Here is a 13110-nt window from a genome sequence, read left to right as displayed (position 1 = left end):
GAAGATGGGTCAGGGTGTCAATAGTGTAAGATGGCTGAGGCAGTTTTAGTTCCACATCGCTAACGCGGATGTTGTCGGCATCTTCTGTCGCGAGCTTGCACATTTCCAAACGGTCATACATATTGATCAGGTCGCTTTTCTCTTTTAAAGGATTGTGTGGAGATACTACGAGCCAAACCTGATCGAGATCGGTATGATTAGCCATGTAGCTGGCGATTATCAGATGCCCGATATGGATGGGATTAAAGGAGCCAAAGAATAAGCCGATCTTCATTACGATGTTTTTGACTGATCAATCCTTTAAGAAATCGGCAACCAGTTTTTCTGCTTCCGCACAAGCCGTTTTCAGATCATGGTTTTTAAGGACAACATCAAAACGATCAGCGTATTGAAGTTCCTTGTCCGCTTTTTTTATTCGCTCTGCAAGTTTTTCCGGTGCATCAGTGCCACGACTGGTTAATCGTTTTATTAAAATCTCAAGAGACGGCGGATCAACAAAAATAGCCAGTGCATTGTCGCCATATTTTTTCTTCAGGTGAAGGCCTCCTTCTACGTCAATGTCAAATATAACGTGCTTGCCGCCCGCCCATATCCGCTGAATTTCAGATCGAAGTGTGCCGTAAAATGTCCCGGAATATACTTCTTCAAATTCCACGAATTCTTTTTGAGCTATTTTATGGAGGAAATCAGATTTTGAAATGAAATAATAGTCTTTCCCGTCAACTTCATCGCGCCTTTGTTCGCGGGTTGTAGCCGAAATAGAAAACGAAAGGGAAGGTACTTTCTTCAACAAGTGCTGGACTATGGTAGTTTTACCTGCTCCAGATGGGGCGGAAAATATGATGAGTTTACCTTTGTTCATGTTATACGTTATACGTTATACGTTTTACGTTCGGATATCTGCTATAAACTTCTTTAGCCGATAGGTACGTTTGCAAAAACTTACAACGTATAACGTAAAACGTACAACTTTTATAGTACATTTAATAGTTGTTCCTTTATCTTCTCCAGCTCTTCTTTCATCCCAACGACGATCTGCTGCATTTTTGCATCATTGGCTTTTGAACCCATTGTATTTATTTCCCGGCCGATTTCCTGAGATATGAAGCCTAACTTTTTACCATTGGCATCTTTATCCTTCAGGGCTTCCAGAAAATAATCGAGGTGACTTTTAAGACGGATTTTTTCTTCGGTAATGTCAAGTTTATCGATATAATAGATCAACTCTTGCTCGAATCGATTCTTGTCGACATTTTCTGTCCCTACAGCATCCTCAAGGAAGTGATTAAGCCGTTCGCGGATAGCGGGAATACGGAAAGGTTCCTGTTCAGAAACTAATGCCATCCCCTCCAAAATATTACTAATGCGCAGAACGAGATCTTGCTTTAGTACATCGCCTTCATCCTGACGGAAGTTCTGAAAATTGATTAGTGCCTCTCCGAAGGTTTGATATACAGTTTTCCACTCATCTTCCGTACCCTCATCAGAGGTGTATTGAACAACTTCAGGAAAATTTAAAGCCATTTGCAAAAGGTTGCTGCCGGTATCTCCCAGTTTATCAGCGGAAGCTTTAAGCTGTGTGTAATAATGTTTAAGCAGGTCTTGATTAATGCTTGAAGTCTTAAAGGTTGTCTCAGCATATTCTACACTAATACTGATGTTTACTTTTCCGCGTTCAATTTGTTTACTGCAATCGTTTCTTAAGACAAATTCTTTATCTGAAAAAGCTTTAGGGATCTTTAGAGAAAGTTCAAGGAACTTACTGTTTAATGATTTGATCTCCACAGTATACTTCGCATTTGCAAAATCTTTTGTAGCCAAACCGTATCCTGTCATGGATTTAATCATCGGGCAAAGATAAGATTTAATACCAAAGCTACTGAAACTGTCGAAAGCAGATTTAACATTATTTAAGGAATTAGAGGGCCTCGAATTGCTAAATTTGATCTAATTGATGAAAGAAAAACTTTTCAGAATATTTGTCTTTACATGCATTCTTTTATGGAGTGCGGTAATTTGCCTTGCTCAACAAAATGCTGTGCAGGGATTAGTTATGGAAAAATCCGGCGTTTCACGGATTGCCAACGTTTCTGTGGTCAATAAGAAAACCGGCGCAAGGGTGTTAAGTAATGAATTAGGACTCTTTCAGATTGCAGCTTCTGCCGGCGATACTCTCTTGTTTACTAAATCCGGGTATCAAGATATCGTAAAACCGCTATTGTCGATCACTGACCTGGTTTTACAGATGCAAAAGGTTATTGAACTGGACGAGGTTAAGGTGACGGGACAAAGCAAAAAAGAGGAATTAGACGAGCTTAGAGATCAATATCGAAAAAAGGGCTCTTACTATGCTGGAAAGCCACCTTTACTCGCATATGTATTTCAACCTTTAACCGCATTTTATGAATTGCTTGGTAAAACGCCCAATCAGGCCCGGCGTTTTAATTTGTTTTATCTCAAGGAAATGGAACAAACAGAGATCGACCGCAGGTTTAATATTTCAACTATCGGGAGTATAACGGGATTGAACGATGGGGATCTCAAAAATTTTATGGTGATTTATCGCCCCGGCTATGAGACTTTGTCTCGTATGGATGAGTATGCGTTTGTCAATTACGTTAAAAGATCGCTTGAGACATTTAATAATTCAGGCAGGCCTAAAGGCATTTTGAGTTTACCGGCTTTGCCTAAAGCACCTGATCTCACAGAAAAAAATCTCAAATATTAAGAAGATTGCTTAATCAAAGCTTCCATGTTACCATAAACACGAGCTTTCAAATTCTCCAGTTCGGCTGGTTCGAGGCCCTTTACCTCAACCGGTTTATCAAAAATACAGGTAATAACTCCGGGTTTGGCAGCCAGCGGATCGGCTCTTGGGAACAAATTTCTCGCATTGATGATTACCATGGGCGCTATAGGAGTTTGCATTTCAATAGCGAGGCGAAATGCACCATCATAAAAATCGGTGAGCGGTTCGTCCCCCCGGTTCATAGTACCTTCCGGAAAGATAAGGATGGATTGTCCGTTTGCCAGATCTTGTTTTAGCTCTTCGACACTTTTTGCCCGGCTCTCTTTACTTGCCCGATCAATTAAGACCACCACTTTTCGATAAATAAGCCCAAAAATAGGAACTTTGACCATCTCAATTTTGCCCAGCGGCTTAAATGAACCTGGAATGGCAAGGACGACTGCAATTGCGTCAAGATATGAATTATGGTTACAAACATAGATGTAGGCTTTCATAGGATCGATTGACGATTTGTTTAGGGTCCTGATTTGAAGTGAACACAAAATGCAAAAGATCCATCCCCAGGCCTTCAAAAAGAAAAAAATAATATTTGAGCCCCTTTTATTTCTAAGCAAAGTCGAGAAGAAGAAAATAAAGGGAAGTGCCAGCAGCATCGCTGCAATAAAGATCACAAAAGACCAAATCAGGAACAGTAAAGAAAAAACTCTTTTTATGCCCTTCATAAAGGCCTGGACTTATACAAAATATACCAATTGACCTCCTTATTGGACTTGTTATTAAATCTGTAAAAAACGTCCACCTTCGCAGGATCTTTAAATTTCTCATTACTGATATAGAAACCAGGAAGATTTGGAACAGGGGTGTATTTCAGTATTCTGCCTGTGAATCTGGATAAGTAGTAAGAAGTCTGAAATGCCAGAATTGTTGGTTCGTCCCTTTTAAAGGTTATAAAATGTTTACCAGCTAGTTTTACATCGTCTATTCTTGGTTGAGGTGGACCAGTCAGATATAAGGGTTCCGTCCCGATCAGATCCGCCATTTTCTGTGCATCACTTCTATAAGGGTCATTTTGTTTTTTGGCCGGTAGAATGACCAGATCAAAGCCCACCCGGGCCACAAGGATAATAAAGACTGCAGCCAGCAGATGACTATATGAGTTGTTAAACTTGATATGATACATTCCCGGAGCTAACATGAGCGCCATCAGTATGCATAGTATTGACGGCACTATAAAGTTGAGCGAGATTCCAAACACTGCTATTCCAATGAGCCCGGCAGTTACGGTAATTCCCACAAATAAATAGAATTTTTTTACCCATGGATTTTTGTCCAGGTCGTCCAATACGTGAACTAATATCACATATATAAAGGGTAAAAACATATAGAGATATCTTTCACGGGTTCCCGGCGACAAAAAGTAGACCGCGCCGTTGGCGAGGCAAAACCATAGACAAAAGTAGATATAAGGATTATTTTTAAACTTCTCTTTCCACTTCGTTTTGACTATCAGCCCAAATAGCAGAAACCAGGGTGCAGAAATTTTAATCAGCATTATCGGAAAATTGATGAGATGTCTTGAATTGTCAGTAATATTTTTTTCAAGAGCAGTCCTGGAAAACGTTTCAGTGAATAAGCGGGCGAGATATGGTCCCGTTTCATGTTGTAAAGAATATAGGTAGAAATATCCTCCGGAGGAAAAAATTAAGAGGAGTATTCCCGCCAGATGCCAAATTGAAAAGATCCTTTTCAGGTCTTTATTGATAATAAAGATGGCAAGCAGCGTAATACCCTGGAAGAACAGCGAAGGAATCCCTTTGGTAAGTAAACCAGCTGAGGTCAGCAGATACGAACACAGAAACAGCCAATGCCATTTTTTCTGTTGGTAGAAATGAAATATCAGAACGCATTGCAAATAGACAATGAATGCGAAAAATAAATCTATTTCACCGAGTAAAGAAAAGAAAAAGAGTATATCAGCACTCGTTATATAGAAAAGGGCTGAAAGAAGTGCCGCCTTTTTACCGATATAGTTCCTGCTAATACGATAATGTATGAGTGCTGTTGCGAATAGGGATAAAACTGATGGCAGCCGTACTACCCATTCTGCGCTTCCCAGCAAATTCATAAAGAATATTAACACCCAGTTGTAAAGTGGAGGCTTGTTATAATAGAGTTCTCCATTAGTTGTTGGAACTAGCCAGTTATCCGATATCATCATTTCAAGCGCAACCAAGGCCCGCCTCGGCTCTTCGAAAAGCAGCTGATAAGAGTTTAAATTCAGAAGATATGCAAGAGGGATGAGAATGGCTATGGCTATCAGCAGGTTTTTTTGTTCCAGGTTTGCTGAACCGATTTTCATTTTTAGATATTTAGTAATTCGCAGGATTTCTCCGCGGCTAACTTTTCTGCATTCTTCTTATTATAATCTCTCCCAAGACCGCAGTTTTCGCCATCCACCGTTACTTGTACAGTAAACAACTTTGCATTTTCACCTTCCCCATTCGGGATGATTTCAAAAGAAATATCTTTTCCATGTCGCTGGCACCATTCTATAAGCTTACTTTTAAAATTTGTTTCGGTAAGTTCGAGTGTATGGATGTCAACATGGGGTTTAATAATACGGGTGATCAGGAAATCGCGCGTGAAATCATAGTCGTTATCCATGTAAATTGCCCCGATCATCGCTTCGAAAGTGTCTCCCAAAAGCGAACCCTGTTTATTAGAATGGGAAAGGATCCGGGTGTCAAATTCAATTAGCTCATCCAGGCCTAAACGCTTCGCCAGCTGATTGAGATTTGAGCGGCTGACGATTTTGGAACGCATTTCTGTGAGAAAGCCCTCGTCTTTGTAAGGATACATTTTGAAAAGCAGTTCGGCAATTACTGATCCCAGGATTGCGTCACCCAAAAATTCCAGCCGTTCATTACTATTCTTAGCTCCATTCTTTACTTCTACAGCAACAGAGCGATGGCGGAAAGCCATTCTGTATAGTCTTATATTTCCTGGTACAAATCCTAAAAGGTTGTTTAAGGACCTGATATATTTACGATCCGGAGATAAATAGAGTTTGTAGAGCTTGGAAACGGGCATCAAAGAAAATAAATCGGATTAGAATAACTAATATACAGTTTTATGACCCGGAATAATTGCAGGTAAAAGATTTATGCCTTATATTTTTTGAAGATAACAGAGGCATTATGACCGCCGAATCCAAAGGTATTGGACAACGCAGCGTTCACAACACGCTTTTGCGCTTTGTTAAAAGTGAAATTCAATTTTGGGTCGAAACCGGGATCGTCAGTGAAATGATTTATGGTAGGAGGTATGATGTCATTTTTCACCGCCAGGATCGCTGCAATAGCTTCGACAGCGCCAGCAGCTCCTAACAAATGGCCCGTCATAGATTTTGTAGAGCTGATGTTTAATTTGAAAGCATGCTCTTTGAAAAGATCAACAATAGCTCTCACTTCACTAATGTCTCCGAGCGGAGTCGAGGTTCCATGCACATTAATGTAGTCAATATCAGAAGGTTTAAGATCTGCATCCCGCAAAGCATTGGTCATAACCAGTCTTGCTCCAAGGCCTTCAGGGTGAGGCGCCGTTATATGGTTTGCATCAGCACTCATACCTCCACCCACTAATTCAGCATAGATTTTGGCTCCGCGCGCTTTTGCGTGTTCTAGTTCTTCAAGAATGATGCTTCCTGCACCCTCTCCGGCTACAAAGCCATCCCGGTCTTTGTCAAAAGGCCTGGAAGCCGTTTTTGGATCATCGTTACGGGTAGAAAGTGCATGCATTGCATTAAATCCACCCAGGCCGGCTTCATAAATAATAGCTTCTGAACCACCGGATACAATAATATCAGCCATGTTTAGGCGAATATAATTGAATGAGTCAATCAGAGCATTTGTTGAAGATGCACAAGCGGAAACAGTTGAGAAGTTCGGTCCACGCAGTCCGTGGCGAATAGAAATATGACCTGGCGCGATATCCAGAATCATCTTAGGGATGAAAAACGGATTAAATCGAGGTGATCCGTCGCCGTTGGCAAAATTCACCACTTCATCGGTAAAGGTTTTTAAACCTCCAATACCCGATCCCCAAATAACTCCTATCCGATTTGTATCGAGGGTAGGGAAATCTAAACCAGCATCTTTAATTGCTTCGTCGGAAGCAGCGATTGCATAATGTACAAATGGATCGAGTTTACGTGCTTCTTTTTTGTCCAAAAAGTCCTCGGGATTAAAATTCTTGACTTCACAGGCGAACTTTGTCCGGAATTTCTCAGGGTCGTAATGAGTTATAGGACCCGCCCCGCTTACCCCATTGATTAAACTGTCCCAAAATTCGGGTACAGTATTTCCAATTGGAGTAAGCGCACCTAGTCCTGTAACAACAACTCTTTTAAGCTCCATTTATATTGAGGATGTCGTAAAATTATTTTACGTTCTTTTCTAAATAAGCGATAGCTTGACCAACTGTACCGATTGTTTCAGCCTGGTCATCAGGGATAGCTACGTTGAATTCCTTCTCAAACTCCATGATTAATTCCACGGTGTCTAATGAATCAGCACCAAGATCATTGGTGAAAGATGCCTCTGGTGTAACTTCACTTTCGTCAACACCTAATTTTTCAACGATAATTGCTTTAACTCTTGAAGCGATATCAGACATGGTTTTTTTAGTTTAATTGTTAAATAATTCTGTGCAAAGAAAAATAAATTCTGTCAATTTTCAAACCTTTTTGTTTAGTGCGGACATATATCATACAATTTAAAGCCTAAAGCGTTTTACTTTTGTAATTTTAGCTTTTCTATAATATTGAATAAAACAACGTTAAAGTTCGAATTAGACCTTGACTTTGTGCTTGTAGCAATCACTGCGCAGCTCAAGGATTATATGTTTTGTTATAAAGTTAACAAGCAACTGGGTACAGATTTTTCTAAAATTACAGATTTAGAGATGTTATTTAGTAATGATGACGAATTATTTTACTTCAGCAGGTACGCTTATTTAATGCCTGAATCAGAAACGGAATCTTTTATTTTGGCCAATCGAGGTACAGAGCGATTTCTGGTGCCGGAAATGACGAAAGTTGATTTCTTTTTATTAATACGTAATTATATCGATAAAGACGACCTACGAGGCATAATTGTTGGCATAAATAAGATTCCGGAAGTGCTTGTGGCCGCTGAAGTGGATCCTAAAAAATTGAAATCCAAAGAAAATCTCATATTTTAGCACCCGGTTGGTGTACTGGGTACACTAATACCAATTTTTTAAATAAAAGACATAAAGATGAAAGCGGTTCATAACAGAACGAAAATTGTGGCCACTCTGGGCCCAGCCTCCTCCAATAAAGAAGTTTTACTCAGTATGATAAAGGCGGGTGTAGATGTTTGCCGATTGAATTTTTCACATGGCGGACAGGCGGATCATCAAAAGGTTATTGATATTATTCGCGACATTAATAAGAAATACAAAACTAACGTGGGGATCCTGGCCGATCTTCAGGGTCCGAAAATACGAATAGGACTTGTACAAGATGGCGGTATTAATCTCGTAGGCGGTCAGAAAATAGAAATCACTACCAACGAGTTAGTAGCAGATGATAAGCAGATCTACATAACCTATCAGAGCTTTCCTAACGATGTGCGCGCTGGTGAGATTATTTTGCTTGATGATGGAAAGATACAGATGCGGGTTATTTCGACAAATAATAAAGATTCTGTCCAATGTGAAGTTGTTTATGGTGGTAACCTCACATCGCGTAAAGGAGTAAATCTTCCAAATACCAAAGTGTCAATTCCGAGTTTAACTGAAGAGGATCTTAACAACCTGGAATTTGCGCTAAAAAATGATGTAGAGTGGATAGGTTTATCATTTGTACGTTCTGTTGATGATATTATTGAATTAAAACGCATTATAGCCCGAAGCGGTAATGCTGCGCGTGTTATTGCCAAAATTGAGAAACCTGAGGCAATCGATAACATCGATGAAATTATAGAAGCTACTGACGGTGTTATGGTTGCCCGTGGCGACTTGGGTGTGGAAATGCCTATGGAGCAGGTTCCAATGCTTCAGAAGATGATCGCTAAAAAGTGCCGTGCTGCTTCAAAACCAGTTATTGTTGCAACCCAGATGCTTGAGAGCATGATTACTTCACCCCGCCCTACGCGTGCTGAAGTCAACGATGTGGCTAACTCAGTCCTTGACGGCGCCGATGCGGTGATGCTTAGTGGTGAAACTTCTGTCGGCGATTATCCCCTCATCGTGATAGAAACTATGCAGAAAATTGTAAGAAATGTGGAAGAAACCGACTACCCTTTCAATAATCCCAAAGTTTTAAATAGGGAAGCATCTACCTATATGGGTGATGCAGTTTGTGGATCAGCAGTATTTCTTGCAGAAAAGACCAATGCTGTTGGCATTATTTCTATGACTTCGTCTGGTTACACAGCGTTCGAAATTTCCAGCTATCGTCCTAAAGCGGCTACTTTTATTTTTACAAGTAACATAAAGCTTCTAAATACTCTTAGCTTGTTGTGGGGAGTAAGAGGCTTTTATTACGATAAGTTTGAGAGTACCGATAAAACAATTCGTGAAGTGAACCAGATCCTGCGATCCGAAAAACTGGTTGAATCTGGAAATGTAGTAATCAATACAGCTGCTATTCCGATTGAGAAAAAAGGCAAAACCAACATGATCAAAGTAACGGTTATAGATTAAGTCCGGCTCCTAAGGAGCATAAAATACACATAAAAAAAGCTGGCAAATGCCGGCTTTTTTTATGTGTATTTTTGTGTAATAATATATGTCTGAAAACGCCTGTTTCCAGAGTTTTCCACACCGTTAAGTTTCTTTAAACCATAGCATTACCAACTGAATACGTGCTGAGGTGTTGTTACACTAACAAGCTGTGGAAAACTCTTCTTCGGGAACCTAGCTACCAACTGATAGATTTGATTAAAAACCTCTAAACTTTTTTTCAGGGGTAAGTTATTCACAGCCAGCATAAACGAACTCACAAACAACATCAATTATATCATTATGGGTAAAGCACCTTCAAACAAAGCCGCAAAAGGAACCGGAAGAGGTCTGAGTTTCCAGCGCTATTTCACAAAAGCAGGCGTGGACGTGTACGACCTGTTTAATTATGAAAAGAGAACATCGGTGATCCGCAATCCGGCGGGTGATGCTGTTTTTGAAATGAAGAATGTTGAAGTTCCCGAAACCTGGAGCCAGGTGGCAACAGATATTCTTGCACAAAAATATTTCCGAAAAGCAGGGGTTCCGCAGCCAGACGGATCTACATCTTCAGAGACCAGTATCAAACAGGTAGCACACCGTATGGCTAACTGCTGGAAAATCTGGGGCGAACGCTACAACTATTTTTCAAGCAAAGAAGATGCTAATATATTTTACGATGAGCTGGTTTACACCATAGTCGGACAGCTTGCCGCGCCAAATTCACCTCAATGGTTTAACACAGGACTTCATAGCTCCTACGGCATCACCGGAAAGCCTCAGGGACACTATTTTGTAAATCCTGAAACAGACCAACTTGAGAAATCAACATCTGCTTACGAGCGCCCGCAGCCACATGCTTGTTTCATCCTTTCAGTGAGTGATGATCTGGTAAATGACGGTGGTATCATGGACCTTTGGGTTCGGGAAGCAAGGATATTTAAATATGGCTCTGGTGTAGGAACCAATTTCTCTTCGATCCGCGGAGAGAGCGAAAAACTTTCAGGTGGCGGTTATTCATCAGGTCTAATGTCGTTCCTTAAAATTGGGGACCGGGCAGCAGGTGCTATCAAATCAGGGGGTACAACCCGCCGGGCTGCTAAAATGGTCTGTCTTGACCTTGATCACCCTGAAATAGAGGGTTTCGTAAATTGGAAAGTTGAAGAAGAGAAAAAAGTTGCTGCTTTGATTGCAGCAGGTTATTCTTCCGATTATGAAGGTGAAGCTTATCGTACGGTATCAGGCCAGAATTCAAATAATTCGGTTCGTGTGCCAAATACCTTTTTCAAAGCACTAAATGAAGGCGGTAACTGGGACTTAATAGGCAGAATTAGCGGAAACACGGTTAAAACGGTTTCAGCAGAAAAGCTTTGGAATGACATTTCTTTCGCCGCATGGGCTTGTGCCGATCCGGGCATACAGTATGACACTACAATCAATGAGTGGCATACTTGTCCGGAAGGTGGGCGTATTAATGCATCGAATCCGTGTTCTGAGTATATGTTTCTCGACAATACAGCTTGTAACCTGGCATCTATAAATCTTGCGCATTTCTTTGATCCAAAGACTTTGGTTTTTGATGTCAAGGGTTTTGAGCATGCGTGCCGTGTTTGGACTGTTGTACTAGAGATATCAGTTTTAATGGCACAATTTCCTTCGAAAGAAGTTGCTCAGTTATCTTATGATTACCGTACCCTAGGGTTAGGTTATGCTAACCTTGGTTCGATGTTGATGGTTGCCGGAATACCCTACGACAGCGATAAAGCCCGCGCTATTGGCGGAGCCATCACCGCTGTGATGACTGGTACTGCTTACTCTACTTCTGCTGAGATGGCAAAAGAACTAGGAACATTCAAAAAATATAAAGAGAATAAAAAACATATGTTGCGTGTAATGCGTAATCACCGTTATGCCGCATACAATAATGATGCTTACGAAGGGCTGGAAATAGCTCCTCCGGGAATCGATCCTAAGTTCTGTCCGGATTATTTACTTTCTGCTGCCTGCAACTCATGGGATAAAGCAGTTGAGCTGGGAGAAAAATATGGCTATCGCAATGCTCAAACAACGGTAATAGCCCCAACAGGGACAATCGGGCTGGTAATGGATTGCGATACTACGGGTATTGAGCCTGATTTTGCACTCGTAAAATTCAAAAAATTATCTGGCGGTGGTTATTTTAAGATCATCAATCAGGGAGTTCCAGCGGCCTTGCGCAACCAGGGTTATAAAGAGCATGAGATTGCGGCAATCGTAAATTATGCGAAAGGCACAGCAACATTGCAGGGTGCTCCGCACATCAATTTCGACAGTCTTGCGGCAAAAGGATTTAACCAGGACGAGCTTGAGAAGATCGACAAATCTCTCCTGGCTGCTTTTGAGATCGGATTCGTATTCAATCAATGGAGTCTGGGCGAAGAATGCCTGAACCGTCTAGGTTTTAAATCAGAACAATATTCCTCACCTGATTTCAATCTATTGCGCTCAATTGGCTTTACCCGCCAGCAAATCGCAGAAGCAAATGAGTTTATCTGCGGTACGATGACTGTAGAAGGCGCACCTTATTTGAGAGTAGAACATTATCCAATATTCGACTGCGCGAACAAGTGCGGACAAAAAGGGGAGCGTTATATTCACGCTCACGGGCACATCAAAATGATGGCTGCTGCACAGCCGTTCTTGTCAGGCGCCATCTCTAAAACCGTCAACCTTCCTAATGAAGCAACGGTTGAAGAATTCAAAGACTGCTACGAATTATCATGGAAGCTGGCATTGAAAGCAAATGCTCTCTATCGTGATGGTTGTAAATTATCACAGCCATTATCAACTAAATCGTCTGATAGCAAAGAAGATAAACTCGACACGGTTGAAGAGGTACTCGGAGAAGCGGGAAATGTGAAATTATGTGATCTGACAGCAGAGCAGGTTCTTGAGGCAGCCAGGGCGATCCTTGAGCGGTCAACCGATACTAAATTTAAGCGTCAGTTATCATCCGTTGTTGAACGCAAAAATCTTCCGGGTAAACGCGGTGGATTCACTCAAAAGGCGGCTGTAGGTGGTCAAACGGTCTTCGTTCGAACAGGTGAGTACGAGGATGGCACCTTGGGAGAAATCTTTGTGGATATGCACAAAGAAGGCGCAACTTTCCGCTCTTTAATGAATTGTTTTGCAATTGCTGTATCTGTTGGATTGCAATACGGCGTGCCTTTGGAAGAATTCGTCGACAAATTTACATTTACCCGATTTGAACCATCAGGTATGGTTAGCGGACATGATAATATAAAAAGTTCAACATCAATTATTGATTATATCTTCAGAATGCTTGGTTACGAGTATCTGAGCCGTACAGACCTTGTTCATGTACTCACTGAACAGAAGGCTGTATTGGGAAACCCGCAAATGGCTAACGAAGATGTGAATAATGATGTTTCAAATACATTTGCAGCAGCTGCAATTCCAAGTCTGGTACCAGCATCAGGGTTGAAATTAAAACCAGTTCTTGATATTTCTGGTGGCGGACAGTCTGACGCTCCGGCTTGTGGTAATTGTGGTCATATCATGGTAAGATCGGGCACATGTTATAAGTGTTTGAACTGCGGTACGCAGGGGGGATG

At 41.2% G+C, this 13110-nt stretch carries 12 protein-coding genes; 4 read left to right on the top strand and 8 right to left on the bottom strand.

Annotated elements, in window-relative coordinates; all coding sequences use genetic code 11:
* The 3 genes from ACLL8Z_RS05430 to ACLL8Z_RS05420 form a co-directional block, all read right to left on the bottom strand.
* Positions 1-274, bottom strand: a 274-nt coding sequence (locus ACLL8Z_RS05430; RefSeq protein ID WP_411273749.1) for a nicotinate-nicotinamide nucleotide adenylyltransferase, incomplete at its 3' end; no start/stop codon positions are given.
* 18 nt (positions 275-292) lie between these two features.
* Positions 293-862 carry a guanylate kinase gene (gene gmk / locus ACLL8Z_RS05425; protein ID WP_411273748.1) on the bottom strand — a complete coding sequence of 190 codons (570 nt, stop codon included), beginning with the start codon at positions 860-862 and terminating at the stop codon, positions 293-295.
* A gap of 110 nt (positions 863-972) precedes the next feature.
* Positions 973-1848: a YicC/YloC family endoribonuclease gene (locus ACLL8Z_RS05420; RefSeq protein WP_411273747.1), complete on the bottom strand. Its 876-nt coding sequence runs from the start codon at positions 1846-1848 to the stop codon at positions 973-975.
* A 106-nt stretch (positions 1849-1954) separates the two neighbouring features.
* Here ACLL8Z_RS05420 and ACLL8Z_RS05415 point away from each other — a divergent pair, with 106 nt between their 5' ends.
* Positions 1955-2728, top strand: coding sequence for a hypothetical protein (locus tag ACLL8Z_RS05415; protein ID WP_411273746.1), 774 nt, complete (start codon positions 1955-1957; stop codon positions 2726-2728).
* Here the strand turns inward: ACLL8Z_RS05415 and ACLL8Z_RS05410 are convergent.
* The 5 genes from ACLL8Z_RS05410 to ACLL8Z_RS05390 form a co-directional block, all read right to left on the bottom strand.
* Complete coding sequence (locus tag ACLL8Z_RS05410; RefSeq protein WP_411273745.1) at positions 2725-3471, bottom strand: lysophospholipid acyltransferase family protein; 747 nt, start codon at positions 3469-3471, stop codon at positions 2725-2727. The genes ACLL8Z_RS05415 and ACLL8Z_RS05410 overlap by 4 nt on opposite strands.
* Entirely contained in the window at positions 3468-5108 is a 1641-nt protein-coding gene (locus ACLL8Z_RS05405) for an ArnT family glycosyltransferase (protein ID WP_411273744.1), read from the bottom strand. Before ACLL8Z_RS05405 ends, ACLL8Z_RS05410 begins: the two co-directional genes overlap by 4 nt.
* A gap of 2 nt (positions 5109-5110) precedes the next feature.
* The gene (rnc, locus tag ACLL8Z_RS05400; protein ID WP_411273743.1) at positions 5111-5839 is read right to left on the bottom strand and encodes a ribonuclease III; all 729 of its coding nucleotides are present in this window, start codon (positions 5837-5839) and stop codon (positions 5111-5113) included.
* Positions 5840-5910: 71 nt separating this feature from the next.
* Entirely contained in the window at positions 5911-7164 is a 1254-nt protein-coding gene (gene fabF, locus ACLL8Z_RS05395) for a beta-ketoacyl-ACP synthase II (RefSeq protein WP_411273742.1), read from the bottom strand.
* Positions 7165-7186: 22 nt separating this feature from the next.
* The gene (locus ACLL8Z_RS05390) at positions 7187-7423 is read right to left on the bottom strand and encodes an acyl carrier protein (protein ID WP_008508386.1); all 237 of its coding nucleotides are present in this window, start codon (positions 7421-7423) and stop codon (positions 7187-7189) included.
* A 147-nt stretch (positions 7424-7570) separates the two neighbouring features.
* On the opposite strand from ACLL8Z_RS05390, the gene ACLL8Z_RS05385 reads away from it, so the two are divergent.
* From ACLL8Z_RS05385 to ACLL8Z_RS05375, 3 genes are all read left to right on the top strand, one after another.
* A complete protein-coding gene (locus tag ACLL8Z_RS05385) occupies positions 7571-7990 on the top strand; it encodes an IPExxxVDY family protein (protein WP_411273741.1) in 420 nt (139 codons plus the stop codon).
* A gap of 57 nt (positions 7991-8047) precedes the next feature.
* Positions 8048-9478, top strand: coding sequence for a pyruvate kinase (pyk, locus tag ACLL8Z_RS05380; RefSeq protein WP_411273740.1), 1431 nt, complete (start codon positions 8048-8050; stop codon positions 9476-9478).
* A 321-nt stretch (positions 9479-9799) separates the two neighbouring features.
* The coding region (locus ACLL8Z_RS05375; RefSeq protein ID WP_411273739.1) for a vitamin B12-dependent ribonucleotide reductase at positions 9800-13110 on the top strand (3311 nt) is incomplete at its 3' end.

Origin of the sequence: Daejeonella sp. (assembly GCF_046590655.1) — a bacterium.
In the GTDB taxonomy this organism is placed as follows: domain Bacteria; phylum Bacteroidota; class Bacteroidia; order Sphingobacteriales; family Sphingobacteriaceae; genus Daejeonella.
The sequence above is the reverse complement of the archived record's forward strand: the minus strand, read 5'-3'. Positions and strand labels throughout refer to the sequence as shown.

Bases quoted from the DNA above. Each gene is read 5' to 3' on its own strand.
- pyk (WP_411273740.1), top strand. From the start codon at position 8,048: ATGAAAGCGGTTCATAACAGAACGAAAATTGTGGCCACTCTGGGCCCA.
- ACLL8Z_RS05390 (WP_008508386.1), bottom strand. From the start codon at position 7,423: ATGTCTGATATCGCTTCAAGAGTTAAAGCAATTATCGTTGAAAAATTA.
- ACLL8Z_RS05415 (WP_411273746.1), top strand. From the start codon at position 1,955: ATGAAAGAAAAACTTTTCAGAATATTTGTCTTTACATGCATTCTTTTA.
- rnc (WP_411273743.1), bottom strand. From the start codon at position 5,839: ATGCCCGTTTCCAAGCTCTACAAACTCTATTTATCTCCGGATCGTAAA.
- ACLL8Z_RS05410 (WP_411273745.1), bottom strand. From the start codon at position 3,471: ATGAAGGGCATAAAAAGAGTTTTTTCTTTACTGTTCCTGATTTGGTCT.
- ACLL8Z_RS05420 (WP_411273747.1), bottom strand. From the start codon at position 1,848: ATGATTAAATCCATGACAGGATACGGTTTGGCTACAAAAGATTTTGCA.
- fabF (WP_411273742.1), bottom strand. From the start codon at position 7,164: ATGGAGCTTAAAAGAGTTGTTGTTACAGGACTAGGTGCGCTTACTCCA.
- gmk (WP_411273748.1), bottom strand. From the start codon at position 862: ATGAACAAAGGTAAACTCATCATATTTTCCGCCCCATCTGGAGCAGGT.
- ACLL8Z_RS05405 (WP_411273744.1), bottom strand. From the start codon at position 5,108: ATGAAAATCGGTTCAGCAAACCTGGAACAAAAAAACCTGCTGATAGCC.